This window comes from Altererythrobacter sp. Root672 (genome assembly GCF_001427865.1).
Lineage (GTDB): Bacteria > Pseudomonadota > Alphaproteobacteria > Sphingomonadales > Sphingomonadaceae > Croceibacterium_A.
Window position 1 is genome coordinate 473,633 of sequence record NZ_LMHH01000003.1, and the last position, 22,717, is coordinate 496,349.

Genomic DNA, 22,717 nt, shown 5'->3' on the forward strand with positions numbered 1-22,717 from the left:
CGCGCCGGCCCCAGGATCGCTACGCCGATGTCGCAATCTGTGCTAAGCGAATGTCGGAAGGAGCCTCTCGCTTGGAACAGGTGCGGCTTGGCCGGCTGACCCTGCAGCCCAGACGCCAATTGCTGGCAGACGGTGCACGCGTTCCGGTCGGGCGAAGGGCGCTCGAAGTGCTTTCAGTGCTGGTGGAGGCCAAGGGCGATCTTGTAACCAAGGACGAACTCATTGCCGCCGTTTGGCCCACTGCGGTTGTTGAGGAAAACGCCGTCCAAGCGCAGATAGTCGCTCTGCGCAAGGCGCTGGGCCCCGACGCCGGAATGCTCAAGACCGTTCGCGGCATCGGTTATCAGATCGAATTGCCCGAATGCCAGCCGGATGGCGGCCCGCCATCGCTAATTGTGTTGCCTTTCGTCGACATGAGCGTGGGGCAGGAGCAGGAATACTTCGCCGACGGCATATCCGAAGACATCATCACCGATCTCGGCGGGGTATCAGGGCTAAACGTCATCGCGCGCCACACGGCGTTCTCGCTCAAGGGGCAGGACGTGGGGATAGGCGAGGTCGTGCGGCGTTTCGCGGTTAGCCACGTGCTGGAAGGAAGTGTACGCAAAGCAGGAGACAGGGTCCGCATAACGGCGCAGCTGATTGACGGAGCGAGCGGCCTGCATGTCTGGGCGGAACGCTACGATCGTGATCTCGTCGACATCTTCACGCTGCAGGACGAAGTGGCGCAGGCGATCGTCAAGGCGCTCGAAGTCGAGCTGCTGCCGAGCGAAAAGCATGCGATCGAGGATCGGGGAACCGACAATTTCGAAGCCTACGATCTCGTCCTGCGTGCTCGCGCATTGTTAGGACAGCACGGCCTAACGAATGTCGAGAAGGCGCTCGGCCTCGCAACGCGGGCGGTTGAGCTCGATCCGAAGTTCATGCTCGCCTATCACCAGCAGGCGGCAGCGCTCGACCATCTCGAATTCCTGTCGCCAGAAAACAGAGATGAATGTGATCGCCAGCGAAAACACTTGATCGAACAGGCGACGGCGTTTGCTCCCAATGACGCGCTCTTGCTGCTCATGCGTTGCCGGGAGCATGTGCGAAAGGGCGAACTGGTCCTTGCCGAAACGCTGAACCAAGCGGTCCCGAAGGGCCAGGATCTGGGAATGTTCTGGGGTTGTCCGGAGTTCTTCGATTTCTACGTAGGGCGCTTCGGGCCAGTCCTGGAGTTGTTTCAGCGCAGGGTTCAACGCGATCCCATGGATCGAAACTCATCTCTGGGCTTGCATGATCTTCTCGATATCTGCGGACGGCTAGACGAAGCCGACGCAGAAGCCCGGCGAAACCGGGACTTGCCTGGTGACAGGGGACACTTCGAGTTCTCGACGTTCCTCCGGGCCAAGGGGCGGGCGACACGGGAGCAGCTGTCTGCCCAGTTTCGGATCATGCTGGAGGCCGGGGGATACGTCTCGACTGTACCCGTGAACAGGCAGCTCGAGCCGGTGCTGCACAATCCCGAAGCAGCCAAGAGGCTCGTTCGCGCGGCCCTCACCGACCCGGCTTGCCAAGACCCGCTTCGACAGCTCTGGATAGCACGCCTTGCGGCATTCTATGACGACATCGATGCCGTGCTCGCGGTGTTCCAGCGTGTCTTCGTAGACAGCGACAACATCGTCGATCTGCGCTGCGTCATGTGGCAGACGCCTTTCCGGCAAGCGCACCGCGACCTCCGATTCAAGGCCATTCTCGAGGCGCTGGGTCTTCCCGACTACTGGCGGCAAACCGGCCGGTGGGGAGATATCGTCAAGCCGCTCGGCAACGGTGATTTCGAGGTCACCGACTAAGCGCAAGCCCTCAGAAGTCACCGCGTCCCCGGCTCCCCGAGGAAAGCCAGGATCGCGCCCATCGTCGCCTCGGGCTGTTCTTCCATCAACCAGTGACCGGAATCGCGGATGCTGAGCCCGCGGACATCAGTCGCGGCGAAAGCGATCTCGTTCGCGAAACCCTCGCCGAACGACTTTTCTCCACCAATCGCGAGGATCGGCATGGCGAGCTTGCCCTCGGCGAGGAATTTCTGGTTATCGACGGCGTCCTGGCGGAAGGCCGCGAATTGCGCGAACGCGTTATGGATCGCGTTCGGACGGGAGTAGAGCGCGGCATAATGGGCACGCGTCTCTTCGTCGATGTGCTTCGGGTCGGCCGATAGTTCGTTGTAGAAGCGATCGAGGTATATCCGCTCCCGACCGGCGACGAGCCGTTCCTCGTCAGGGCCGAAGAAGTCGAAGTGCCAAGTTCGCTGGTCCTTGACCACGGTGTCCCAATTGCCAAGCCCGGGCAGCGGCGCGTCCATCACCACCCAGCGAGTGACCCGGTCGCGGTTCTGGGCGGCGAAAGCGTAGCCGACCATATTGCCGATGTCGTGCGTGACCAACGCCAGGGAACCCTCGAGCCCGAGCGCGTGGAGCACCGCCGCGATATCGCCGGCCTCGCTCTTCTTGTCGTACCCGATCTCGGGATGTGATGAGAGGCCCATTCCGCGCAGGTCCGGGACGACGACCGTGTGATCGGCGGCCAGCCGCCTTGCGAGCGGCGCCCACATGTCCCCGGTATCGCCAAACCCATGCAAGAGCACGACCAGGGGCCCATGACCGCCGATCCGCGTATGAATCGTCGCGCCGTCGACAGGAATTTCGCGTGTCTCGAAGGTCGAGGGAAATGGCTCGACCCCGGCCATCGCGGGGGTCGCGGCGAACAGACCGGCAATGAATACTGCAAACCAATGAGATTGACGGATCATGTGGGTCCCCCTGTCGACGGGCGTTGCCTAGCAGCTAGCCCGCTGCACGTCACCGTGCGCGACAGGTTGGTCATCTCCGCGGTCGACGTCCGCTTTCCACCCGAAGCGGCTATCACCGCTGGGTGGAAAGCGAACCGCTAACCCTCAATCCCTCGAAGCGCCCTCACCGTAGATCAGCGAGCGGTCCGGCGCGTCGTGGTAGTCACGGTCGCCGTTTGGGGCCGGGGCCTTGCCGATGGCCTTGGCGGCCTGGACGGTGTTGTGCAGCAGGCAGGCGATGGTCATCGGACCGACGCCGCCGGGGACTGGAGTCACTGCCTTGGCGTGCTGGACTTCGTCGAACTTGACGTCGCCGACCAGCTTCTCCTTGCCGTCCTCACCCATGATGCGGGTGATGCCGACGTCGATCACGACCGCGCCCGGTTTGACCCACGAACCTTTGACCAGCTCGGGCGCGCCGGCGGCGGCGACGATGATGTCGGCCTTGGCGGCGATCTCGGGCAGGTTCTCAGTGTAGATGTGAGTGACGGTGACGGTGCACTCACGGTCGAGCAGCATCAGCGCGACGGGCTTGCCGACGATGTTGGACTTGCCGATCACCACTGCATCGAGGCCGACGAAATCGTCGATCACCGATTCAAGCAGCATCATCACGCCGAGCGGAGTGCAGGGCACCATGCCGCCAGTGCCGGTCGAAAGGCGGCCGACGTTGACCGGGTGGAACCCGTCGACGTCCTTCTCCGGAGCGATCGCGCCGAGCACGGTGCGCGTGTCGATGTGCGCCGGCAGCGGCACCTGGCAGAGGATGCCATGGACCTCGGGGTCGTGGTTGAGCTGGTCGACTAGGGCGAGCAGCTCTTCCTGCGTGGTATCGGCGGGGAGGCGATGTTCGGACGAACGAATGCCGACCTTCTCGCAACCCTTGATCTTGCGGCGGACGTAGACCTGGCTCGCGCCATCGTCGCCCACCAGGATCACGGTCAGGCCGGGACGGGGCCCACCTGCTGCTACCAGCGCGTCGACCTCCGCCTTGGTCTGTTCGTCCAGCTTGGCCGCTACCTTACGGCCGTCGATCACCTCTGCCATGCCGAGGCTCAGTGCTTCGCGTCGTACTGGTTGATCCACTCGGCCGACGGGGTCAGCGCACCGAACGGATAGAAGTGCAGGCGCACGCGGCCATGCTCTTCGTCGTTGAGCTTCGTGTCGAGCGAGTTGACCAGCTTGTCCGGACCGGCGCTGCCAATGAGGTTGGTCAGCGAGATGCCGTACTTCTTCATCACGCTGGCCGAGGCGCCCACGCCGCAGCGCTTGGCGAAGCCGAGCAGGCGCTTGATGCCGGCCGGGCCGGGGACGCCGAGGCGCACCGGCACGTCGATGCCGCGCTTGCGCATTTCGCCGACCCATTCGACGATCGCGTCGTCGTCAAAGGCGAACTGGGTGACGACCAGCGGAGTCATGCCGCCGGCGCGGATCGCGGCGATCTTGCGCTCCATCCAGTCCCACAGCTGTTCGGGCGTGTTGTTCGGGTGACCTTCCGGGTGGCCGCCGATGCCGACGATCTGGATGCCGTGCTTCTGCAGCAGGCCGGTCTCGATGATCTGCAGCGAGTCCGAATAGGGGCCCTCGGCCTCGGGCGGATCGCCCGCGATGATGAAGACGCGCTTCACGCCGGCCTTGGTGGTGATGTCTTCGAGGTACTTGTCGAGCTGCGCTTCCGACAGGATGCGGCGGGCGGACAGGTGGACGATCGGTTCGAACCCGAGCTCGCGCACCAGCACGGCGGCTTCGACGCGCTGTTCGATCTCTTCACCCGGGAGGAAGGTCACGGCGATCTGGGTGCCGGGACGAATCAGGGGCGCGGCTTCGCGCAGGCCTTCGATTTCCTTGGCCGTCATTTCCAGTGAATAGCCGTCGGCCATATTGCGACGGGGCTTCTCCCAATCGGGGTGGATTGAGGCATAGGACATCGATTCAGCTCCTCTCGTGTGCGCGGCGGCGCCATAAGCGTTTCCCGCGCGATGACAAAGCCCCTAGCGCGACTGATTGTTTTCGGATAGACGAAATTTTCACACCTGCGAACAACATGACGAGAGCGATGCTGCTGTTCCTCCCCGGGCTGATTTGCGATGCGCGCACCTTTGCGCCTCAAATCGCTGCGTTTCCTGGGTCGAAGGCTATCAACAGCTATGGCCTCGCCAACTCGCTTCCGGAGATGGCGCAGATCGCGCTCGACGAGGCGCCCGAGCGATTCGACCTGTTCGGCCATTCGATGGGCGGGCGAGTCGCGCTCGAGGTGTTCCGTCTCGCGCCGCACCGGGTCCGTCGCCTCGCCATTTCGAGCACTGGCGTTCACTCGCTGCGCCCGACCGAACCGGCCAACCGCCACGCCCTTCAGGCGCTCGGTCACGAACAGGGCTTCGAAAAGCTGGTCGACACCTGGCTTCCGCCAATGGTTGCCGACGTGAACCGCGACAAGCCCGGGCTCTACGCCCCGATGCGGCAGATGTGCCTCAGCATGGGCCAGGACGTTTTCGACGCCCAGATCAACGCGCTGCTGACCCGGCCGGAGCAGGAAAGCCTGCTCGCCGAGGTCGCTTGTCCGACGCTGGTCATGACCGGCGAACTCGACGGCTGGAGCCCGCCGCCGCAGCACGAAGCAATCGCCGACCGAATCGCCGATTCAACACTGGTAATCGTAGAAGGTGCGGGGCACATGCTGCCCCTCGAGGCGCCCGACGCGGTCAACCAAGCCATCGCCGCCTGGCTCAATGAGCCGGCGAACGACTGAACCCCTACCCGTCAACCCGCCTTTAGGAGAGGCATAGAATGACTGAACAAACGCTGCAGCAGAAGCTGGACCAGGCAGGCGACGTCGTCGACTTCCTGCGCAACCAGCAAGTCGGCCCGAACGTCTATCCGGGCGTGCCGGCAGAATACTCCAACTGGCGCAACGAACAGCGCGCCTGGGCGAAGAGCGCCGTGCTCTTCAACCAGTCCTACCACATGGTCGAGCTCTACGTCCGTGGTCCGGACGCCTATGCGCTGCTCGAATACACCGCGATCAACAGCTTCAAGAACTTCGCCGTCAACAAAGCGAAGCAGTACGTTCCGGTGACCCCGGACGGCTACGTGATCGGCGACGTGATCCTGTTCTACCTGGCCGAGAACGAGTTCTCGCTGGTTGGCCGCGCTCCGGCGATCGAGTGGGTCGAATTCCACGCTCAGTATCCGAAGGCGGATGGCAGCAAGTGGAACGTGACCATCGAGCGTGACGAGCGTACCGCTCTGCGCACCGACGGCAAGCGCAAGAACTATCGCTTCCAGCTCCAGGGCCCGAACGCGATGAAGATCCTCAGCCAGGCGATGGGCCAGACCGCGCCGGACCTGAAGTTCTTCAACATGGCTCACGTCGACATCAACGGTAAGGACGTCATCGCCCTCCGTCACGGCATGGCCGGTCAGCCGGGCTACGAGTTGTTCGGTCCGTGGGAAGACTACGCCGCGGTTCACGCTGCGCTGGTCGAAGCCGGCAAGAACGACGGCCTGACCCTGGTCGGCGGCCGTGCCTACTCGTCGAACACGCTGGAATCCGGCTGGCTGCCTTCGCCGCTGCCCGCGTTCTACACCGGCGACAGCCAGATGATGAAGGACTACCGCGCCTGGGCTTCGGGCAAGTCCTACGCTGGCGTTTGCTCGATCGGCGGTTCGTACGTTCCCGACAGCATCGAGGGCTACTACCTCACGCCGTGGGACATCGGTTACGGCCACATCGTCAAGTTCGACCATGACTTCGTCGGCCGCGAGGCTCTCGAGCGCATGGCCAACGAGACCCACAAGACCAAGGTTACCCTGGCTCTCAACACCGAAGACGTGATGGCCGCCATCTCGTCGAACTTCACCACGGGCGACCGTGCGAAGTACTTCGAGTTCCCGAGCGCCGTCTACGCGATGCACCCGTTCGACGCCGTCAAGGTCGACGGCAAGCTGATCGGCGTTTCGACCTGGATCGGCTACAGCTCGAACGAGGGCGCCATGCTCTCGCTCGCGATGATCGACCCGGCTCACGTCGAGTTCGGCAAGGAAGTGACGCTGGTTTGGGGCGAACCCAACGGCGGCACCACCAAGCCGACCGTCGAATCGCACGTCCAGTTCGAAATCCGCGCGACCGTGTCGCCGGTTCCGTACTCGGCCGTGGCGCGTGACTCTTACGCTGACTCCTGGCGCCAGAAGGGCGTTGGGGCGAGCACGCTCGTCAACGCGTAAGCGAACTGACCCATAAGGAAGGGGCGGCCACCGCGAGGTGACCGCCCCTTTTTTTGTGGGCGGTGGAGGGCCTCAGGGCTTTCCTGCGTCCGCTAGCCATGTTCCCCGAGGGGAACGATCCTCCCCGAGCTTGTCTCGGTGAGGTGGCGCACGCCGCAAGCGCGTGACGGAGGGGTAAGCGGAAAAAGGCGAGCCCCTCCACCATCCGCTGCGCGGACGGTCCCCCTCCCCGAGCTTGCTCGGGGAGGATCTAGGAAACTCTCCGCTTGGCGATCGCCCTCAGCAGGCTTCGAGCAGTCCTGCAGTACGCTCGAGCAGATCCATCGCCCGGCGCTTCATGCTCTCGTCGAAGCGGGCCTTGGGAATGCCGAAGGACAGCGAACCGACAACCTCGCCGCCCATGGTCACCACTCGGCCAATGCCGCGGATGCCGAGCGAATATTCCTCGTTGGTTACCGCGAACCCGGTCCGGCGCACCTCGGCGAGGTCCTTTCGCAGGGCCTTCTCGCTGGTGACGGTCGTAGGTGTGAACCTCGACCGCTCGACTTCGGCGAAATAGCGTTCCAGATCCTCAGCGGGCAACGCGGCGAGAAGCGCTTTGCCAGAGGCGAGCGCGTGCATCGGCAGGCGCCGCCCGATGTCGATCGAATAGCGCAGGGCCTGCTCGCTGGTCTCGGTCACGATCGCCTCGACGTCCCAGTCGATGCGGACGAAGAAGCTGGTCGTCTCGTTGAGCTGGACGCGCAGGGTGCGCACCAGCGGCGCCGCGCGGTCGGCCAGGGTGAACCCGCCGGGACGAGCCTGCAGGCGTTCGAGCCCCGGACCGGCCGAGTAGCGGCGCCCATCGCGCGCGAGATAGTCCCGCTCCACCAATGTGCCGAGCAGGTAGGACAGGCTCGAAACCGGAATGCCGAGCGCTACCGCGATCTCCTGGGCGACCAGCGGCCGGTCATGAGCGACGACATATTCGATGATGTCGAGCGTACGGGTCGCCGACTTGACCTGGCTGGATTGCGCCGCGGCAACTGACCCGTTCTCGACCATCGCTATCCTATCCGTTTGTCGGCGATATCCGCGCCTTCGCGCAGCGCCTTGAGCTTCTTCCAAGCAACCGCGGGATCGATCTTGCCGTAGCCGGCGAAGGTACCGAACCCGCAGTCGGAACTGGCGACGACCCTGTCCTTGCCGACGAAATCGGCGAACCGTTCGATCCGCTGAGCGATCAGCTCGCTGGTCTCGATGTAGTTGGAGCAGGAATCGATGAATCCGGGGGCGAGGATCTTGCCGGTGGTGTCGGCGGCCTTCCACACGACCCACTCATGCTCGTGGCGCGGGTTGGCGGCTTCGAACAGGATGGTGGCGGGACGGGCCGAGAGCACCACGTCGATGATCTTCTCGAGCGGGATGTCGAAGTCGTGCGGGCCTTCGTAGTTACCCCAGCACACGTGCATGCGCAGCTTTTCCGGCGCGATGTTGGCCGTGGCGGCGTTGAGCGCTTCGACGTTGGCCGTAATGGTCTTGAGGAACTCCGCCTCAGTCATGTCCTGGTAGCCGGTGTGGCGGCTCATCGCGAGATCGGGGCAGTCGAGCTGAAGCTGGAAGCCGGCATCGACGATCGCCTCGTATTCCGGGCGCATCGCGTCAGCGAGGTCGGCCAGGTAGGCTTCGTGGCTCGGGTAGAACTGGTTCGGCTGGAAAGCGGTGATGAGGCCCGGGCTGGCCGAGTTGAGGAAGCCTTCGACGCCCTGGCCGTGCTTCTCCATCGCCGACTTGAAACGGCGGATGTCGTCATGCAGCGGCTGCAGGTTGACCAGCTCGACTTTGCCGATGGCCGAGGCGCGGGTGAATTCCTGCGCGCCCATGATGTGGGCAAGCTTTTTGGTCAGTTCCGGCACGGCTGCCAAGTCGAGCGCGGGCTTGCGCGGAGAATGGCCACCGAAGCCCGACAGGCGCTCGATGATGTAGGTCGAATAGCCGACTTTGCCGAGTTCGCCGTCGCTGACGACGCTGACGCCAGCTTCGACCTGGTCCTTTACCGCCTGGTCGACAGCATCCTGCACCAGCCGGTCAAACTCGGCTTCATCGTAAGCCTCCCCCTTGTCGCGAGCGAGGAGCAATGGAACGAGTTCTGGGCCACGGGGTAGGCTGCCGACATGCGTAGTCTTGATCATGCCGGCAGCTATTTCAGATATGCGAAATTACCGCAAGGACGAAGAAGTTAGGTGTCCCCCGCGACATCGGTCTGTTGCATGTTAGCGCTACTTCGCCGCGGTCGTTTCCCAACCGGTTGGCGAGTTGAGCGGAGCGAGGAAGCCCATCGCCTCGATCTCGTGCACCCTGCCGTCGGCACCCACCTTGAAGATATGCGCGGCCGGCAGGTCGAACGGGTCGAACGGCAGGCGGCTCTTGTCATACATGATCTTGGTGCCGTCGAGCGCGGTCACTTCGTAGGGCTGGAAATCCATCGGGTGGCGGAAGTGCGACAGGCCCATCACCAGCCCGGTCTGCGGGTCGGCGGCGAAGACGCGGCGATTGTCGATCGTGGTGATGTAGCTCATCACCTTGCTCGACAGTTGTCCGGCACAATCGCGGGCGATCGGTGCGGTGTTGGCGTTCGGCCCCGGACCGGCATTGGCGCCGGCGGTGATCATGCCGTTCTCGTGCCGCTCGCAGTCCGCGGCGAAGGGCATCAGGGTGCCGTCGTTGTCATCGAGCGCGGGATAGTAGCTGGCGCCGATCTTGATCAGTTCGTCGTGATCCTTGCGATTGGCTTCCGGCACATCCGCGAGCAGGCCCGGACGCACGGTCTGAAGCTGCGCGAGTTGGGACTCGTTGGTCACGTCGGAATAAAGATGCTCGGCCTCGACGATGCTGCCCCTGGGATCGAGCTTGAGCCGGATTGCGACGATGGCCGGCTTGCCATCGCGCTCGACCATGCCGATCCAGCCGGCGGTCTGGCGCACCTCGTCGGGCACGATCACGCCGAAGTCCGTCCCCGGACCGGTAGTGTCGGCCCACAGGCCCTCGCCCTGGCGGATGCGCTTGAGGTTTTCGACGATCACGGCTTCGTCCGAAAAAGGCACGCCTTCGGCCGAGTGCTTCTCGATCCCGGACACATAAGCCTGGGTCAACTTGACCAGGCAATCCCGGTCGCAAGCCGGTTTAGCGGCGTCCGCCTGCGCGTTGTTGCACCCCGCCAACGCAGTCGTGAGCATGAGCCCGGCAAGGGCCTGCGGCATCCACTTGGTCATTCGTTCCTCCCCTTTTTGTCTTGATCTTACCAGCCGCTCGGCATGCCGTAGGGTACCGTGGTCAGCACCGCCTCGATCTGGCGGAGCTTGCCGTCCTGCACCTTGAACACCTCGGCGATCATGAAGCTGAAGGGCTGGGTAAAGGTGCCGGTCACCGGTTGCACCGTGCCGTCGGGCCGACCGTATTCGCTGATCGCGCCGCTGTGGTCGAAGAAGGCTAGGGCGTAGACGAGGCCCCGTTCGGCATCGATTACCGGATAGCGCCTGGCTCGAATGTTAGTGACAATGACCTGGAACCCGGTGTCGAACTGCTCCTTGCAGCCGAGCTTCTGCATCGCGCCGGCCTTGGGATCGGGGGAGTTGGCCATCCAGCTGCCGTTCTCCATCCGCTGGCACTGCGGATCGAACGGCGCGTTGGCGCCGGTGAGTTCGGAATCGATGCCAGTGAAGTAGGCATTGGCCGCCGCTTGCAATTCGCTGCGGGAGGAGCGGGTGGCGGCAGGTTCGATCTCATTGAAGATCGGTAGCACGGCGGTCTGCGGGATGCGGGTGAAGCCTGCAGGAGCGGCGCTGGTGCTGCGAACGACCAGGTTCTCGATCTCGGTGATCTGGCGGTTCTCTACCCGCAGCCGGGTGCTGATGTAGTTGTCGTTGGTGCCTTCCTTGACGATCCCGAGCATGGCGACTTCGCCGTTCTCCGGATCGGTCACGTCGAAGCGGTAGGAGGGCAGCGCCTTGACCGTCTGCCACAGCCCGTCGCGCAGGGTGAGGGCTTGGCCGTTCTCGGTGTACTTCACGTCGTTGCTCAGCGGCAGGCGGCTGGAATCGTGAGCGACCAGAGCCGCATAGTACTGGTCCATCAGCCCGATCAGGCAGTCCCGGTCGCAGGGCTGCGGTGCCTGCGCGGACGCCACTTGCGGCGCCAGAACAGCCGCTCCGAAGGCCGCGAGTGCAAGGCCCAGTCTCTTCATGTTTTCCTCCCCCAAGTGCCGCTGGCTTAGACCAGCGCGCAGCCCACGCTTTGTATCTTATCGTCTTTCAGATGGTAGTGAATGTATTGCCGCATTTCCTGCACGTCGCCCTTCGCGATGGGGAAGAAGGCCTGCATCCCGTTGGCGTCGAGCGTCTCGCGGGTCAGGTCCTCGATTCCCTCGATCCGGATCACGCCCTCGACCGCCGCCAGCTCCTCTGAGGAGGCGAACTTCTCGATCGTGATCGTCTCGCGCACGAAGCGGTGGAGAAAGGTGTAGAAGGCGCGCAACTGTTCGCGGGTGGTGATCTCTATGCCGAAGAACGCCATGCGCGGGTTCTCGGCGTAGAAGTCGAACACCGCGTCATAGTCGCGGGCGTTGAAGGCGGCGGCGTAGCGCTCGTAGTCGTCTCTTGTCATGGCCTCTCCTTGCCAGTGATCCTAACGATCGTTAGCAATGCGGCAAGGGCTCCTGCGACGGGGCTCAAGGAGAGCGGTGCGTGACTGAAGAGGCATTCGATTACATTGTCGTGGGTGCGGGAAGCACGGGCTGCGTCGTCGCGGCGCGGCTGAGCGAGGATCCGGGCACCAACGTGCTGCTGCTTGAGGCAGGCGGACGCGACGAGCACCTCTACCTCAAGATGCCGCTCGCGTTCCTCAAGGCGATGCCCGATCCGCGCTTCAACTGGACCTATTGGACCGAAGCCGAACCGCATCTCGACGGACGGCGCATGCCGCTGCCGCGCGGGAAGGTCATGGGCGGCTCGGGTTCGATCAACGGCATGTTCGCCATGCGCGGGCATCCGGCCGACTACGACCAGTGGGCGCAGATGGGCGCGAACGGCTGGTCGTTTGCCGACGTGCTGCCGTACTTCAAGAAGTCGGAAGACTCCTGGCGCGGCGAGGGCACCTATCACGGTTCCGGCGGCCCGGTGCAGGTGCGGCCGATCGATTCCCCCTACCTGCTGCACGAAGAGATGATGGCGACTGCCGAGGCTGCCGGGTTCTCGACCAGCGAAGACCTCGCCGGCGATCACCCCGAAGGCTTCGCTCGCGGCGAGCAGACCGTCGACCGCAACGGCCGCCGCGTCAGCGCCGCCACAGCCTACCTCAAGCCCGCAATGGGCCGCCAGAACCTCGATGTCCGTTCGGGCGTGCTGGTCCGCAAGCTGGTGTTCGAGGGCAAGCGCTGCGTTGGCGTCGAGATCGACAACGGCGGAGAACCCAAGATCGTGCGCGCCCGGCGCGAAGTGATCGTCTCAGGCGGCGCCTACAACTCGCCGCACCTGCTGCTTCTAAGCGGGATCGGACCCTCAGCGCATCTCAAGGAGCATGGCATCGCGGTGCTGCACGACAGCCCCGGCGTCGGGCGCAACTTGCAGGAGCATCCGACCGCCAGCCTCGAATTCAACGCCAAGTACCCAGTCACTTTCCTCAACCAGCTCAGGTGGGACAAAATCGCGCTCAACGCCGCGCGCTGGATGGTCACTGGCAAGGGGCCGATGGCGACGCAGGTCAATTCCTGCAACGTGGTCATCCGCACAGCGCCGCACCTCGAGCGGCCCGACCTGCAGATCATGGTCAACCCGATCCGCTTCGACGCCATGCCCTGGTTCCCCGGCATCCGCGCGGTGCAGGAGCATGTGTTCTGGGCCGGGCTGGTCCAGCTCCACCCCGACAGCCGCGGCTGGGTCGAGCTCAAGAGCGCCGACCCGCGCGAGGTCGCGGCGGTCACGCTCAACATCATGGCCGAAGAGTCCGACCGCGAGCAGATGCGCCGCGCGATCCGCACAGCCCGCAAGATCTACAACACCGCGCCGATGGGTGACCTGCTCTCCGGCGAACGTACTCCGGGCGTGCAGGTGGACAGCGACGACGAGCTCGACGCCTACATCCGCGCGAGCTGCTACTGCGCCCAGCACCCCACCAGCACTTGCGCGATGGGCACCGGGTCGAACGCGGTAGTGGACTCCGAGTTGCGGGTGATCGGCGTCGAAGGCCTGCGGGTGGCGGATGCCTCGGTCATGCCGACCGTCCCTGGCGGCAATACCAACCTGCCGTGCATCATGATCGGCGAGAAGGCAGCCGACCTGATCCGCGGACGTAGTCTCCCACGGGCCGAGCTTCCCCAGCAGGTGGCTGCATGAGCCGCACCCCGCAGGAAGAGGCCAACCTCAAGCTCGTGCTCGACATGTTCGCGCACGTGCTGAACCCGATGGATTCGGGCGCCGTCGACCGGTTCATTTCGCCGGACTACATCCAGCACAACCAGTCGGTCGAACCGGGTGTCGCGAGCCTCAAGGCGTTTCTCGACATGATCCGCGAGCAGACGCCGAAGGCGGTGCACGACGTGAAGCGCGCCTTCGTCGATGGCGACCACGTGACCGTGCATTATCACGTGCGGCGCTGGCCCGATGACCTGGGCTGGGCGGTGATCGACATCTTCCGCGTCGAGGACGGCCTGATCGTCGAACATTGGGACGTGATGCAGGATGTGATCGAGGGCGGGCCTAACCCGAACTCGGCGTTTTGAGGGTTTAGGCAATGCGTTTCGAGAACAAGATCGTCCTCGTGCTGGGCGGCAATAGCGGGATGGGATTGGCGACCGCGAAGGCCTTCGCCGCCGAAGGAGCCAAGGTCCATCTGACCGGCCGCGATCAGGCGACGATCGACGCCGCCGTGGCTAGCATTCCCGGCAGCAAGGGCTACCGTTCCGACATCTCGGACATCGCCTCCACCGAAGCGGTCGTGGCGCAAGTCGAGGCCGAGGATGGCCACATCGACGTGCTCTACATCAACGCCGGCGTCGGTGGGTTCGCCCCGCTGCGCGGGATCACCGAAGAGGCTTGGGACCACGTCCACTCGATCAACCTCAAGGGCTGCGTCTTCGCGCTGCAGAAGGCGCTGCGGATCATGGGCAAGGGTGGTTCCATCGTCGTCACCGGCTCGATCGGCGCTCACGGCGCGCTCGAAGGTAACGGCGCCTATGCCGCGGCCAAGGGCGGGCTTTACATGGCGATGAAGGTCTTCGCCAAGGAACTGGTCAAGGAGGGCATCCGCCTCAACATGGTCAGCCCTGGCCCGATCGACACCCCGTTGCTCTACCGCAATCCGGGCATGAGCGACGAGCAGGTAGACGGCCTCAAGGAAATGATGATCGCCAATATCCCGATGCATCGCATGGGCGAGAGCGACGAGGTGGCAAAAGCCGTGCTGTTCCTCGCCAGTGACGACGCCTCGTTCATTACCGCCGCGAACCTGTTCGTCGACGGTGGCCTGCTGGAGCTGCGCTAATGCCCGAGTTCAACGACACCACCCCGTTCACCGCGCCGTTCTCCACCGTCGACAATCCGCGCATGGAGTTCGTGATGGAGGTCCGCCTGACCTTTCCCGAAGTCTACACCATGGCGCCGGTCCCGGCCGGCGGGATGCGCAGTGCGGTGTTGGTCCAGGGCGGCACATTCGAAGGCCCGCTGCTCAAGGGGCGCGCCATTCCCGGCTCGGGCGGCGACTACGCCTACTTCCGTCCTGACGACGTCGCGGCGTTCGACGCGCGCTATCTGCTGGAGGAGGACGACGGCACGATCATCCTGCTCAACAACAAGGGCTTCCTGTGGGGCCGCAAGCCCGACACCATGCAGCGCCTGCGCGACTGGGCCTTCAACGGCGGCGATCCGGTGCCGCACGAGGACTATTACTTGCGCGGCAACCCGACGTTCGAATGCCCGGTCGGCAAGCACGACTGGCTGACCAAGCACGTCTTCATCGGCGTTGGTGAGCGGCGCAGCGACGGGAATCTGCTGCGGTATTACGCGTTGGTTTGAGAGCTCCGGGAAGCCGCTGCGCTAAGCGTCAGCGCTTCCCACCTGCGGCTCCAACAACGACTTGCTGTGCCCCATCTACAATTCCAGTCAGCTCGAACGCGAAACCAGCCTCCTCTGCCGTTGGGCCGAAGAAAGCCCCGACAAAACTGCCGGTCAGCGGATTGCCGTTGCCGGTCAGTGAGCCGGAGAAGAAGGGGGTTCCCGAAGAGATCGTCCCGCTGCCAGTTGCCCGGTAAGTAGGCGGCATCGAGGCGCCATCGTAGTTGAAGATCGTGATGGCGTTATTGATCGCTCCGGAGGCGAAATCGACCGATAAATTGCCGGACACGTACGCTTGGGTGCCGTAGCCACGCAGCACAGACGCAAGGCCCTGGATGTCATAGGTCGCGGTGCCCAAACGCGGCACGTCCGCTGCGGGCGTCGGTACGCCGAACAATAGAACCGTTGTCTTGTGCTCGGCCGTGACCACATCGTTTTCGTGGAGAAAACCGAAGCTAAGGTAATGCAGCTGCAGCAGGGAGTTGTTGGTACCCGTGCCTGTCTGCAGGTTGTTGAACAACAGCAACCGATCGTCGCCTCCATCGCTGAGCGAAACGAGCCGCACACCTGGATTGGGCGGCGGGGACTGGGCCGGCAGGCTGAAAGTCGAATTCGTGCTTCCACGACGCACCGTGTAGACGCCATTCGCGTAATCGGGCGTCACGGTGATCGTGCCTTGATCGGACGCCGGCTCGGTCTTGGTCGTCCCTACTGTGACTCCGCCAGTAAGGATCGAGCCCGTATAACTCGTTGTAGCCGATAGGGTCTCGAAGGTCTGCGCGGATGCCAGCGGGAATGTACTCCCAGCCGGTGCGGGTGGGGGCGGCGGCGGAGGAGGCGGCGGTGGCGGCGGCGGTGGGGGCACCGGCGTCGGGGAGGTATCCTGCCCTCCTACCACAACGCCCCCGCCAATGGCGGAAAAGTCGGGTTTGTTGATCCCGAACGTGTATCCGAATTCAGCAGCGCCGGGGCCGAAGAAGCTCCCCAGTATCGAACCTTCGTATCCCGCCGAGGAAGTGGCCCAGGTGCCGCGGAAAGCGTTTTCGCCGCTCGTCAACGTCGCGCTACCTACGAGGGAACCGAGATCGATCGGGCTACCGTTTGAATTGTCGACACCGTTGAGGAGCAGCGTCGTCGCGATGTTGCCAGCGCTGAAATCGGCAAGCAGCGTGGCCGTCCCTTTCAGGTCGTAGTCTGTCGAGATATCGTACAGTTTTCCTTCGGCAATCCCGCCATAGCTCGCTGTTCCGCTGCGGGGAATGTCGGACGGGGCGGTGGGGATGCCAAAATAGAAGAAGCTCGCGAACTCATGCTGATCATGTTCGAGAGTGGCGTTATCGTACCGATCGACCGAATCGACGCCCCAAATTCCGTAACTGACATAGGTCAGCTCGAAATTTGGAAAGCGGTCATTGGTCTCTCCGGGCAGCAAGTATCTCAGCCAGCGCCCGGCCTCAATTGAGTTGAGGCTCCAGCCCTTGTACCCGCCGTATACGTTTCGGGAGTTATCCGAAAACGAGAAGCCCCCAGCGAGGGTGTTGTAAGTGGTGTTTGTACCCTTGGTTGGGTCGGCATAGAGCTTGAGCCCCTCGGTCGTACCATAGGTGCGATTGGCCGAGCTAAGCCAACCAGTTGAATAGTTGGCGTCCAGGCTGAGGGAGCCGGTCAGAAACCCCTGAGGGGACTTGAGGGCTTCCGTCAGTGTTCCGCTTGACGCCTGGGGGACCACCGTCGGCGGTGGCGGACTCTGCAGGATGAACGGCGAGGGTGTTGGCGTCGCAGTTGGTGTCGGCGTCGGTGTGGGCACTGGCGTTGGTGCAGGCGTTGGCGCCGGCACTGGAGGTGGCGTGCTGGCAACACCTCCGCTTCCGCCTCCTCCACACGCGCCAAGCATGGCGCAGCTCGCCAGCAGAATCGAAATTCGCGAAATTTCCATGAGATACCCCCCAAAGAGGGCTTTTGCGCGGAAACCTCAAAGTCGGTCAACGCTGAATATTCGGCCCGAACGAGTGAGCTCGGTTTACCCTTTGCCAGCGAGGCTCACTCCTTCCCGATATCGTAGTCCAACCGCGGCTGGTACGTCGCCGCATAGCGCTCCGGCAGAGCGCTGTCGGCGATCACCACGCGCTTGGCGATGAGCCACTTGCCGTCCTGCTTGACGAGCTTGTCGTACTCGCGGCCGTGCTCGGCGATTTGCGGCGGGGCCTTGGGGTCGGGGTTGGAGATGCCGGTCCACAGGAACGTGGCGGTGGCCTTGTCGCCCTCGACCTCGATCACCGGGTTCGACAGGACCATGTGGAACACGCCCTCGTTGGTGACGTTGTCGGGCTCGTCCTCCGAACTGGCGTAGAGAGCTTCGATCTCCTTCTTGCCGGTCGAGATGATACCATTGACGTCGAACACGGCGTCCTCGGTGTAATAGTCCCCGAACGCGCCGGCATTCTTGGTGCCGAAGTGAGCGTAGTAGCGGGTGACCATGTCCTCGATGGCGATGCGATCGGCGAGGGTGCTGTCGGCGCTCGCTCCGCTGGTGGCCGCGAAGCCCGGTACGTGCGGCACGACCAGCGCGCCCAATGCGATGCCGCCAATCGCCGCTGCGGCCACTACCCAGTTCTTCGCCATGATCCCCTCCGTCTTTTTCTGTTGGGGCGGAGAGTGCCCTTCACTCAGGCGGTTCGCAAGTCCGCTGCAAATGAATGGAGGGCGACGGCGGAACCGTCGCCCTCCGGTGCGGGCCTGGGTCAGGGGGATGGGTAGAGATGGCCCGCTGGGGACTAGTTAGTCGTGCTTCTCCGTGTGGCCGCTGGTCTGGGCGCCAGCTTCGGCGCTCGGAGCCCCCGTATCGGTGCTGACGTGCGCGCCAGCGTCCGCTTCGGCATGCGTATTGTTGGTCGCATCCTCAGCGGTCTGGCGAGCCTGGCCCGTTGTCGACTCTGCACGGTCGCGGGTGCTGTCCACGGTCCGTTCGGTGGTCGAGCGGGCTCCGTCGACGGTCCTATCGACTGTTCGGTCAACGGTGTTGCCAACGCCAGTGGTGGACGCTTCGGCGGAACCGCGAGCTGCGCCGGTAACCGGTCCAGCCTCACCCCGAACGGCGCCGGCCGCGTCGCCCGCGACCTGAGCTTGTGCCGTACCGGCAGTGACGAGCAGGCCCATGGCCATGGCGGAAATCAAAGTCTTACGCATCGCAACCCTCCTTATATTTGGTATTCGACTTGATGCCGGGTGGATATGCGCGAGCGGCAAAGCGGTGCCCGGGAAAACGACCGCACGAGACGGCAACGGGGCGGAACGACCCTGCGGGGCAGGTGTTTATCTGAGGTTCAGGCTGGCGGCGGCCTCGCAGCACAGCCCGGGCTCACAGGAGGACACCATGGCCACTCTGTCCAGCGTTCAGAAAGTTCTGTTTCCGCTCGCCGCGGCATGCGCGCTTGCCGCTTGCGGACAGGACAAGACAGAACAGACCTTCACCACCGACACTACCGACAAGAGCGGTGGCGAACTGATCGTCACCGAGCAGGATCCGAACGCGGTTCAGGTCACCACGCCGGATACGGCGATGACCAACGTCCCGCCCGGTGAGACGCCATCGCCCACGGGCACGGCGTCTCCTACGGGGACCCCGACGGCGACAGTGTCACCGAGCCCTAGCCCGACCGCGCAATAGTCGCCCTCACTTTCCCACGAACAGGAAAGCGACCCCGGCCATGATGCAGGCGAACGCCGCGGCGTGACGCCAGGTCACCGCTTCGCCGAGCACGAAGACCATGAACACCCCGAACACCGTCAAGGCGATGGCTTCCTGCGCGATCTTGAGCTGGCCGGCGCTCCAGCCGCTCGCGTAGCCGATGCGGTTGGCTGGGACGGCGAAGCAGTACTCGATCCCCGCCAGCAGCCAGGAGATCAGGATCACCCATCCGAGCGGCCGGGCATTGGCGACTTCTGGTCCACCCTTGAGGTGCCAGTACCAGGCGGCGGTCATGAACAGGTTCGAGAGCGTGAGCAGGATCAGCGTAGGCATGGCCGTTTCTGCGCGAGCCTGCCGGTTCCGGGCAAGCGGAATCGAGCGTCAGGATAGGGCCGATGCGTAGAACTCCTAATTGGAATCGACCTGTTTGTTCGTTCGTCCATCAAGACCCACCCTGCCTTTGCCCCTGCCCGACCGCAGGTCTTCACGAAGTAGGTTGAACGTGGGCGTACAGCGCCTAGCTTGTCTGCATGAAGCTGTTTCGTTTCACGGCAGCGATGCTGGGATTGGCCGTCTCTGCAGCCGCGGTCCCGGCGGCAGCTTGTTCGCTGGGGCCCGCGTACCAGGTGCCCACCAATCTCGAGCTTGCTCGCGATGCCGAGGTAATCGTGCTGGCACAAGTCGTGGGCGGAAGCATGAACACGGCCGACCCGGAAGCGAGCACCATCACCATTCGTCCGGCCGCGACGCTCAAGGGCAATGTCCCCGCCGGCGACATCACTTTGCGCGGCATGCTGTTGGCGGGCGACGTAGGGCGGGAATCGAACGTTCTCAGCAACCCCTACGAGTTCAAGGCGGCGCACCCGGTCAGCTATTGGGGCGCCTGCATCCGCTACGTCTTCCCGCAAGGGACGAACGCGCTGTTCTTCCTCAAGCAGGGCGCGGACGGGGCCTGGGTGCCCTCGGGCGGCCCCTTCAGCCGCTGGGCCGAGGACGTACCTGGCATGGACGCCCCGTGGGTCGAACTGTCGCGCCTCTATGTGCGTGCCGCGGGCCTGCCGGACGCCGAACGGATCGCCTTGCTCGAGAGCGCGCGTGACAGCCAGCGAGCCCGGCAGGGTGATCCGTTGGCGCAACTCGTGGCGGCCGATATCGACCGGGTGCTCAAGGGACAGGGCGGGACCGCCGGCTTGTTCGAAGACTCTGCGCAGACCGAGAGCACCGTTGCGTCCACGCTGGAGAAGATGCGCAAGGCCGCCATCGAAGCGGGAAATTGACGGCAGTTGGAGACCTTGGCCGCTTCGTGCGTTAGCCAAGGGAATTACAGAGAAAGAAAAGGGAGCCTAATGCGTACTGAATCCGAAGTTGCCGCGATGTCTTGCCCGGTCTGCCGGGTCCCGCTGGCCATGAGCGACCGCCAGGGGATCGAGATCGACTATTGCCCGCAATGCCGGGGGGTATGGCTCGACCGTGGTGAGCTCGACAAGATTATCGAGCGCAGCGCGCCGCAAGCGCAGCCTGCTGCTACTTCGGCTCCGCAACCTTCGGCTCCGCTTCATTCCGGCAGCCGGGAAAGCCCGTGGGCGGCGGATAGCCTGAGCCATGGCGGCTATGGCCACGGCGGGCACGGTCACAGTTCGCAGAGCTATGGGGGCAAGCCACACAAGCGCCGCAAGAGCTGGCTGGAAGACATTTTCGACTGAGGAGAGCGCCATGATCGAGACCACGATCGAAGACCGGCAACGCGAACTGCGCAGCCTGCTCGACAACATCGCCGCCCATCCCGAGAGGGCATGGGCGGAAGAGCGGCAACGGATCGCAGTACTGCAGCGTTTGTTGGCGGCCGAGGAGGCGTCGGCTCAGGCCAGCTGACGTTGGGCTAGGCGTCGACGGGCGGGTCGACCAGACCCAATGCGCGGGCCGTGCCGTAGCTGTCGAACAGCTCGAAGAAGTTGGTCGCAAACCCATCTTGCACGGTCCAGATGTCGACTTTCGGGCCTTCGACCACACGCAAGGTCTTGAGGTTCCGCCACGCGGCGTGACCGATCCATACATATGTGTCGCCGCGGACCACGAAGCGATGGGTGCTGGCGGAGAGCATTTCCCACTGCTCGGCTATCGCGGCGAAATAGGCGATCGCCGCGGCCTTGCCGACGAAGGGGCCGCGCATCTCGGCGTCGAGTACCGACGCCTCCAGAATCGAATGAAGTTCGATGTTGTCGGCATAGAGGGCATAGAACCGGTCCGGGCGGCGGCCCAGGCTTTCGTGCCACGCGGCGTAGGCGGCAGCCAGGCGCGCCTCGAAATCGTCCATCTGCGGCGTTCCGCTTAATTGCTCTTCTGAGCGACCCTATCGTGTTGGGATTAACACGATTTAGGTGCACTAGCTATGCAGCCCATGAACAACTCGCTAATGCGCCGCACCATGACCGCGTCTCAGGACAAGCAAATGCTCGCCAAGGCGGAGACGCTTATCGAAGCGCTCCCCTATTTTCAGCGCTATGCCGGCCGTAGCTTCGTGGTGAAGTACGGTGGCCATGCGATGGGCGATCCCGAGGCCGCGCGCGACTTTGCCGAAGACATCGTGCTGCTCAAGGCCGTGGGCATCAACCCTGTCGTGGTCCACGGCGGCGGGCCCCAGATCGGTGCGATGCTCAAGAAGCTTGGCGTCGAATCCAAGTTCGTCGACGGACTGCGGGTGACCGACAAGGTGACCGCCGAAGTGGCCGAGATGGTCCTGTCCGGCGCGATCAACAAGGAACTGGTCGGCTGGATCTCCCAGGCCGGGGGCAAGGCGCTCGGCATCTCGGGCAAGGACGGCGGCCTCGTTACCGCCACCAAGGTCAAGCGCACGACCAAGGACCCGGACAGCAATATCGAACAGGCGATCGACCTCGGCTTCGTGGGCGAACCGGAGATCGTCGACATCACGATCCTGGACACCGCCAGCAAGGCCGGCATGATCCCGATCGTCGCGCCGATCGCCGCGGGCGCCGACGGCCACACTTACAACATCAACGCCGACACCATGGCCGGCGCGATTGCCGCAGCCCTGGGTGCCGCGCGCCTGTTCCTACTGACCGATGTGCCGGGCGTGCTCGACAAGCAGGGGGAGCTGATGACCGACCTGACCCCGGCAGATATCGGCCGCCTGCGTGAAGACGGCACGATCACCGGCGGGATGATCCCCAAGTTGGAAACCTGCATCCAGGCCGTGGAAGCAGGGTGCGAAGCTGCGGTGATCCTCGATGGCCGTGTTGGGCATGCCATGCTGCTCGAATTCTTCACCAGCCGCGGTGCCGGCACGCTGGTACGCGCGGGATGACAGTGCGCGGCCTCTCGCTCGCGCTGGCAGGGACGATCCTGCTCGCGGGTTGCGGAGGTCCCGGTGAGCCTGCACCGGAGGCTAGTGTCACCGGTAAGGCTCCGACGCCGGCTGAAACCCCGGCCCAGCCGCAGAGACCGCCCGCTGTGGCCGACTATCCGGTCCTGTCGAGCAAGGACTGCGAAGAAGTCGCCGAACTCTACTTCGACGCGATCACCGACCGCAAATTCGCGTTGGCTGCGCTCGTCTGGAACGATCCGGTAGTGAATGCCGCGCGCCTCGAAACGGCCTATTATCGGTACAAGATGCCGCAGTTCGACTGGCAGGAACCCGAAGTCGAAGGCGCGGCGGGCTCGCTCTTCTGCACGGTCAAGGCGACGCTGACCGACGGCGACGATCGTTCGCGCGCTGCAGTGGAAGGCAGCGTGGTGCTCAAGCGCGTCAACGACGTGCCCGGTGCAACGCCCGATCAACTCCGCTGGACCATCCGCTCGAGCACTTTCGTCGAAAATCCGGAGGATGCCCCACAGGGCTAGCCTTGATACAGTGCCTCACGGTCGGCTAGGCAGTGC

At 64.0% G+C, this 22,717-nt stretch carries 26 protein-coding genes; 13 read left to right on the forward strand and 13 right to left on the reverse strand.

Going from position 1 to position 22,717, the window contains the following annotated elements:
- Positions 1-80 precede the first annotated feature (80 nt).
- Positions 81-1,832, forward strand: coding sequence for a winged helix-turn-helix domain-containing protein (locus ASD76_RS16270; RefSeq protein ID WP_235506872.1), 1,752 nt, complete (start codon positions 81-83; stop codon positions 1,830-1,832).
- Between the two features lie 17 nt (positions 1,833-1,849).
- Here the strand turns inward: ASD76_RS16270 and ASD76_RS16275 are convergent, their stop codons facing one another.
- The 3 genes from ASD76_RS16275 to ASD76_RS16285 all read right to left on the reverse strand — a co-directional run bounded on the left by ASD76_RS16275 (position 1,850) and on the right by ASD76_RS16285 (position 4,752).
- Complete coding sequence (locus ASD76_RS16275; protein ID WP_055925528.1) at positions 1,850-2,785, reverse strand: alpha/beta fold hydrolase; 936 nt, start codon at positions 2,783-2,785, stop codon at positions 1,850-1,852.
- A gap of 144 nt (positions 2,786-2,929) precedes the next feature.
- Positions 2,930-3,871, reverse strand: a complete 942-nt coding sequence (gene folD, locus ASD76_RS16280) for a bifunctional methylenetetrahydrofolate dehydrogenase/methenyltetrahydrofolate cyclohydrolase FolD (RefSeq protein ID WP_082553903.1) — start codon at positions 3,869-3,871, stop codon at positions 2,930-2,932.
- Positions 3,872-3,879: 8 nt separating this feature from the next.
- Positions 3,880-4,752 carry a methylenetetrahydrofolate reductase gene (locus ASD76_RS16285; protein WP_055925531.1) on the reverse strand — a complete coding sequence of 291 codons (873 nt, stop codon included), beginning with the start codon at positions 4,750-4,752 and terminating at the stop codon, positions 3,880-3,882.
- 116 nt (positions 4,753-4,868) lie between these two features.
- Here ASD76_RS16285 and ASD76_RS16290 point away from each other — a divergent pair, with 116 nt between their 5' ends.
- Both ASD76_RS16290 and desA read left to right on the forward strand, forming a co-directional pair.
- A complete protein-coding gene (locus ASD76_RS16290; protein WP_055925534.1) occupies positions 4,869-5,573 on the forward strand; it encodes an alpha/beta fold hydrolase in 705 nt (234 codons plus the stop codon).
- A 38-nt stretch (positions 5,574-5,611) separates the two neighbouring features.
- A complete protein-coding gene (desA, locus tag ASD76_RS16295) occupies positions 5,612-7,048 on the forward strand; it encodes a syringate O-demethylase (RefSeq protein WP_055925537.1) in 1,437 nt (478 codons plus the stop codon).
- Positions 7,049-7,327: 279 nt separating this feature from the next.
- On the opposite strand, the gene ASD76_RS16300 is transcribed toward desA, so the two are convergent.
- The 5 genes from ASD76_RS16300 to ASD76_RS16320 form a co-directional block, all read right to left on the reverse strand.
- Positions 7,328-8,092 (reverse strand): IclR family transcriptional regulator, encoded by a 765-nt coding sequence (locus tag ASD76_RS16300; protein WP_055925540.1) that lies wholly within the window; start codon positions 8,090-8,092, stop codon positions 7,328-7,330.
- A gap of 2 nt (positions 8,093-8,094) precedes the next feature.
- Positions 8,095-9,219 carry a cobalamin-independent methionine synthase II family protein gene (locus ASD76_RS16305; protein ID WP_055925543.1) on the reverse strand — a complete coding sequence of 375 codons (1,125 nt, stop codon included), beginning with the start codon at positions 9,217-9,219 and terminating at the stop codon, positions 8,095-8,097.
- A gap of 87 nt (positions 9,220-9,306) precedes the next feature.
- Positions 9,307-10,299 carry a hypothetical protein gene (locus ASD76_RS16310; RefSeq protein ID WP_055925546.1) on the reverse strand — a complete coding sequence of 331 codons (993 nt, stop codon included), beginning with the start codon at positions 10,297-10,299 and terminating at the stop codon, positions 9,307-9,309.
- Between the two features lie 26 nt (positions 10,300-10,325).
- Positions 10,326-11,270, reverse strand: a complete 945-nt coding sequence (locus ASD76_RS16315; protein WP_055925549.1) for a hypothetical protein — start codon at positions 11,268-11,270, stop codon at positions 10,326-10,328.
- A 26-nt stretch (positions 11,271-11,296) separates the two neighbouring features.
- On the reverse strand, positions 11,297-11,689 hold the full coding sequence (locus ASD76_RS16320) for a nuclear transport factor 2 family protein (protein WP_055925552.1): 393 nt from the start codon (positions 11,687-11,689) through the stop codon (positions 11,297-11,299).
- An 80-nt stretch (positions 11,690-11,769) separates the two neighbouring features.
- Between ASD76_RS16320 and ASD76_RS16325 the strand changes: the two genes are divergently transcribed.
- From ASD76_RS16325 to ASD76_RS16340, 4 genes are read left to right on the forward strand one after another with little or no spacing between them, the layout of a single operon-like run.
- A complete protein-coding gene (locus ASD76_RS16325; RefSeq protein WP_055925555.1) occupies positions 11,770-13,416 on the forward strand; it encodes a GMC family oxidoreductase in 1,647 nt (548 codons plus the stop codon).
- The gene (locus tag ASD76_RS16330) at positions 13,413-13,802 is read left to right on the forward strand and encodes a nuclear transport factor 2 family protein (RefSeq protein WP_055925558.1); all 390 of its coding nucleotides are present in this window, start codon (positions 13,413-13,415) and stop codon (positions 13,800-13,802) included. Before ASD76_RS16325 ends, ASD76_RS16330 begins: the two co-directional genes overlap by 4 nt.
- 11 nt (positions 13,803-13,813) lie before the next feature.
- Positions 13,814-14,563, forward strand: coding sequence for an SDR family oxidoreductase (locus tag ASD76_RS16335; protein WP_055925561.1), 750 nt, complete (start codon positions 13,814-13,816; stop codon positions 14,561-14,563).
- Positions 14,563-15,093: a DUF3237 domain-containing protein gene (locus ASD76_RS16340; RefSeq protein WP_055925564.1), complete on the forward strand. Its 531-nt coding sequence runs from the start codon at positions 14,563-14,565 to the stop codon at positions 15,091-15,093. The genes ASD76_RS16335 and ASD76_RS16340 overlap by 1 nt, the downstream gene beginning before the upstream one ends.
- A gap of 28 nt (positions 15,094-15,121) precedes the next feature.
- Here ASD76_RS16340 and ASD76_RS16345 read toward each other — a convergent pair whose 3' ends face one another.
- The 3 genes from ASD76_RS16345 to ASD76_RS16355 form a co-directional block, all read right to left on the reverse strand.
- A complete protein-coding gene (locus ASD76_RS16345; protein WP_162249690.1) occupies positions 15,122-17,068 on the reverse strand; it encodes a transferrin-binding protein-like solute binding protein in 1,947 nt (648 codons plus the stop codon).
- Between the two features lie 104 nt (positions 17,069-17,172).
- Positions 17,173-17,754, reverse strand: a complete 582-nt coding sequence (locus ASD76_RS16350; RefSeq protein ID WP_055925570.1) for a nuclear transport factor 2 family protein — start codon at positions 17,752-17,754, stop codon at positions 17,173-17,175.
- A gap of 156 nt (positions 17,755-17,910) precedes the next feature.
- Positions 17,911-18,318, reverse strand: a complete 408-nt coding sequence (locus ASD76_RS16355; protein ID WP_156457768.1) for a hypothetical protein — start codon at positions 18,316-18,318, stop codon at positions 17,911-17,913.
- Positions 18,319-18,505: 187 nt separating this feature from the next.
- Between ASD76_RS16355 and ASD76_RS16360 the strand changes: the two genes are divergently transcribed.
- On the forward strand, positions 18,506-18,799 hold the full coding sequence (locus ASD76_RS16360; RefSeq protein ID WP_055925979.1) for a hypothetical protein: 294 nt from the start codon (positions 18,506-18,508) through the stop codon (positions 18,797-18,799).
- 6 nt (positions 18,800-18,805) lie between these two features.
- Here the strand turns inward: ASD76_RS16360 and ASD76_RS16365 are convergent, their stop codons facing one another.
- Entirely contained in the window at positions 18,806-19,153 is a 348-nt protein-coding gene (locus ASD76_RS16365; RefSeq protein WP_055925575.1) for a DMT family protein, read from the reverse strand.
- Between the two features lie 197 nt (positions 19,154-19,350).
- On the opposite strand from ASD76_RS16365, the gene ASD76_RS16370 reads away from it, so the two are divergent.
- The 3 genes from ASD76_RS16370 (at position 19,351) to ASD76_RS18565 (ending at position 20,692) form a co-directional block, all read left to right on the forward strand.
- Entirely contained in the window at positions 19,351-20,097 is a 747-nt protein-coding gene (locus ASD76_RS16370) for a hypothetical protein (protein ID WP_055925578.1), read from the forward strand.
- 69 nt (positions 20,098-20,166) lie between these two features.
- A complete protein-coding gene (locus ASD76_RS16375; RefSeq protein ID WP_082553905.1) occupies positions 20,167-20,523 on the forward strand; it encodes a zf-TFIIB domain-containing protein in 357 nt (118 codons plus the stop codon).
- 10 nt (positions 20,524-20,533) lie between these two features.
- The gene (locus ASD76_RS18565; protein WP_200943126.1) at positions 20,534-20,692 is read left to right on the forward strand and encodes a hypothetical protein; all 159 of its coding nucleotides are present in this window, start codon (positions 20,534-20,536) and stop codon (positions 20,690-20,692) included.
- A gap of 7 nt (positions 20,693-20,699) precedes the next feature.
- On the opposite strand, the gene ASD76_RS16380 is transcribed toward ASD76_RS18565, so the two are convergent.
- Positions 20,700-21,134 (reverse strand): nuclear transport factor 2 family protein, encoded by a 435-nt coding sequence (locus ASD76_RS16380; RefSeq protein ID WP_055925581.1) that lies wholly within the window; start codon positions 21,132-21,134, stop codon positions 20,700-20,702.
- Positions 21,135-21,245: 111 nt separating this feature from the next.
- On the opposite strand from ASD76_RS16380, the gene argB reads away from it, so the two are divergent.
- Positions 21,246-22,145 carry an acetylglutamate kinase gene (gene argB, locus ASD76_RS16385; protein WP_055925985.1) on the forward strand — a complete coding sequence of 300 codons (900 nt, stop codon included), beginning with the start codon at positions 21,246-21,248 and terminating at the stop codon, positions 22,143-22,145.
- Positions 22,142-22,681 (forward strand): hypothetical protein, encoded by a 540-nt coding sequence (locus ASD76_RS16390; RefSeq protein WP_055925584.1) that lies wholly within the window; start codon positions 22,142-22,144, stop codon positions 22,679-22,681. The genes argB and ASD76_RS16390 overlap by 4 nt, the downstream gene beginning before the upstream one ends.
- Positions 22,682-22,717 lie beyond the last annotated feature (36 nt).

Excerpts from the sequence above, each read along its gene's own strand:
- ASD76_RS16285 (WP_055925531.1), bottom strand. The coding sequence starts at position 4,752 with ATGTCCTATGCCTCAATCCACCCCGATTGGGAGAAGCCCCGTCGCAAT.
- ASD76_RS16305 (WP_055925543.1), bottom strand. The coding sequence starts at position 9,219 with ATGATCAAGACTACGCATGTCGGCAGCCTACCCCGTGGCCCAGAACTC.
- ASD76_RS16300 (WP_055925540.1), bottom strand. The coding sequence starts at position 8,092 with ATGGTCGAGAACGGGTCAGTTGCCGCGGCGCAATCCAGCCAGGTCAAG.
- ASD76_RS16330 (WP_055925558.1), top strand. The coding sequence starts at position 13,413 with ATGAGCCGCACCCCGCAGGAAGAGGCCAACCTCAAGCTCGTGCTCGAC.
- ASD76_RS16380 (WP_055925581.1), bottom strand. The coding sequence starts at position 21,134 with ATGGACGATTTCGAGGCGCGCCTGGCTGCCGCCTACGCCGCGTGGCAC.
- ASD76_RS16350 (WP_055925570.1), bottom strand. The coding sequence starts at position 17,754 with ATGGCGAAGAACTGGGTAGTGGCCGCAGCGGCGATTGGCGGCATCGCA.
- ASD76_RS16340 (WP_055925564.1), top strand. The coding sequence starts at position 14,563 with ATGCCCGAGTTCAACGACACCACCCCGTTCACCGCGCCGTTCTCCACC.
- ASD76_RS16320 (WP_055925552.1), bottom strand. The coding sequence starts at position 11,689 with ATGACAAGAGACGACTACGAGCGCTACGCCGCCGCCTTCAACGCCCGC.
- ASD76_RS16355 (WP_156457768.1), bottom strand. The coding sequence starts at position 18,318 with ATGCGTAAGACTTTGATTTCCGCCATGGCCATGGGCCTGCTCGTCACT.
- ASD76_RS16335 (WP_055925561.1), top strand. The coding sequence starts at position 13,814 with ATGCGTTTCGAGAACAAGATCGTCCTCGTGCTGGGCGGCAATAGCGGG.
- desA (WP_055925537.1), top strand. The coding sequence starts at position 5,612 with ATGACTGAACAAACGCTGCAGCAGAAGCTGGACCAGGCAGGCGACGTC.
- ASD76_RS16310 (WP_055925546.1), bottom strand. The coding sequence starts at position 10,299 with ATGACCAAGTGGATGCCGCAGGCCCTTGCCGGGCTCATGCTCACGACT.
- ASD76_RS16345 (WP_162249690.1), bottom strand. The coding sequence starts at position 17,068 with ATGGAAATTTCGCGAATTTCGATTCTGCTGGCGAGCTGCGCCATGCTT.
- folD (WP_082553903.1), bottom strand. The coding sequence starts at position 3,871 with ATGGCAGAGGTGATCGACGGCCGTAAGGTAGCGGCCAAGCTGGACGAA.
- argB (WP_055925985.1), top strand. The coding sequence starts at position 21,246 with ATGACCGCGTCTCAGGACAAGCAAATGCTCGCCAAGGCGGAGACGCTT.
- ASD76_RS16275 (WP_055925528.1), bottom strand. The coding sequence starts at position 2,785 with ATGATCCGTCAATCTCATTGGTTTGCAGTATTCATTGCCGGTCTGTTC.
- ASD76_RS16360 (WP_055925979.1), top strand. The coding sequence starts at position 18,506 with ATGGCCACTCTGTCCAGCGTTCAGAAAGTTCTGTTTCCGCTCGCCGCG.
- ASD76_RS16365 (WP_055925575.1), bottom strand. The coding sequence starts at position 19,153 with ATGCCTACGCTGATCCTGCTCACGCTCTCGAACCTGTTCATGACCGCC.
- ASD76_RS16390 (WP_055925584.1), top strand. The coding sequence starts at position 22,142 with ATGACAGTGCGCGGCCTCTCGCTCGCGCTGGCAGGGACGATCCTGCTC.
- ASD76_RS16375 (WP_082553905.1), top strand. The coding sequence starts at position 20,167 with ATGCGTACTGAATCCGAAGTTGCCGCGATGTCTTGCCCGGTCTGCCGG.
- ASD76_RS18565 (WP_200943126.1), top strand. The coding sequence starts at position 20,534 with ATGATCGAGACCACGATCGAAGACCGGCAACGCGAACTGCGCAGCCTG.
- ASD76_RS16370 (WP_055925578.1), top strand. The coding sequence starts at position 19,351 with ATGAAGCTGTTTCGTTTCACGGCAGCGATGCTGGGATTGGCCGTCTCT.
- ASD76_RS16290 (WP_055925534.1), top strand. The coding sequence starts at position 4,869 with ATGACGAGAGCGATGCTGCTGTTCCTCCCCGGGCTGATTTGCGATGCG.
- ASD76_RS16315 (WP_055925549.1), bottom strand. The coding sequence starts at position 11,270 with ATGAAGAGACTGGGCCTTGCACTCGCGGCCTTCGGAGCGGCTGTTCTG.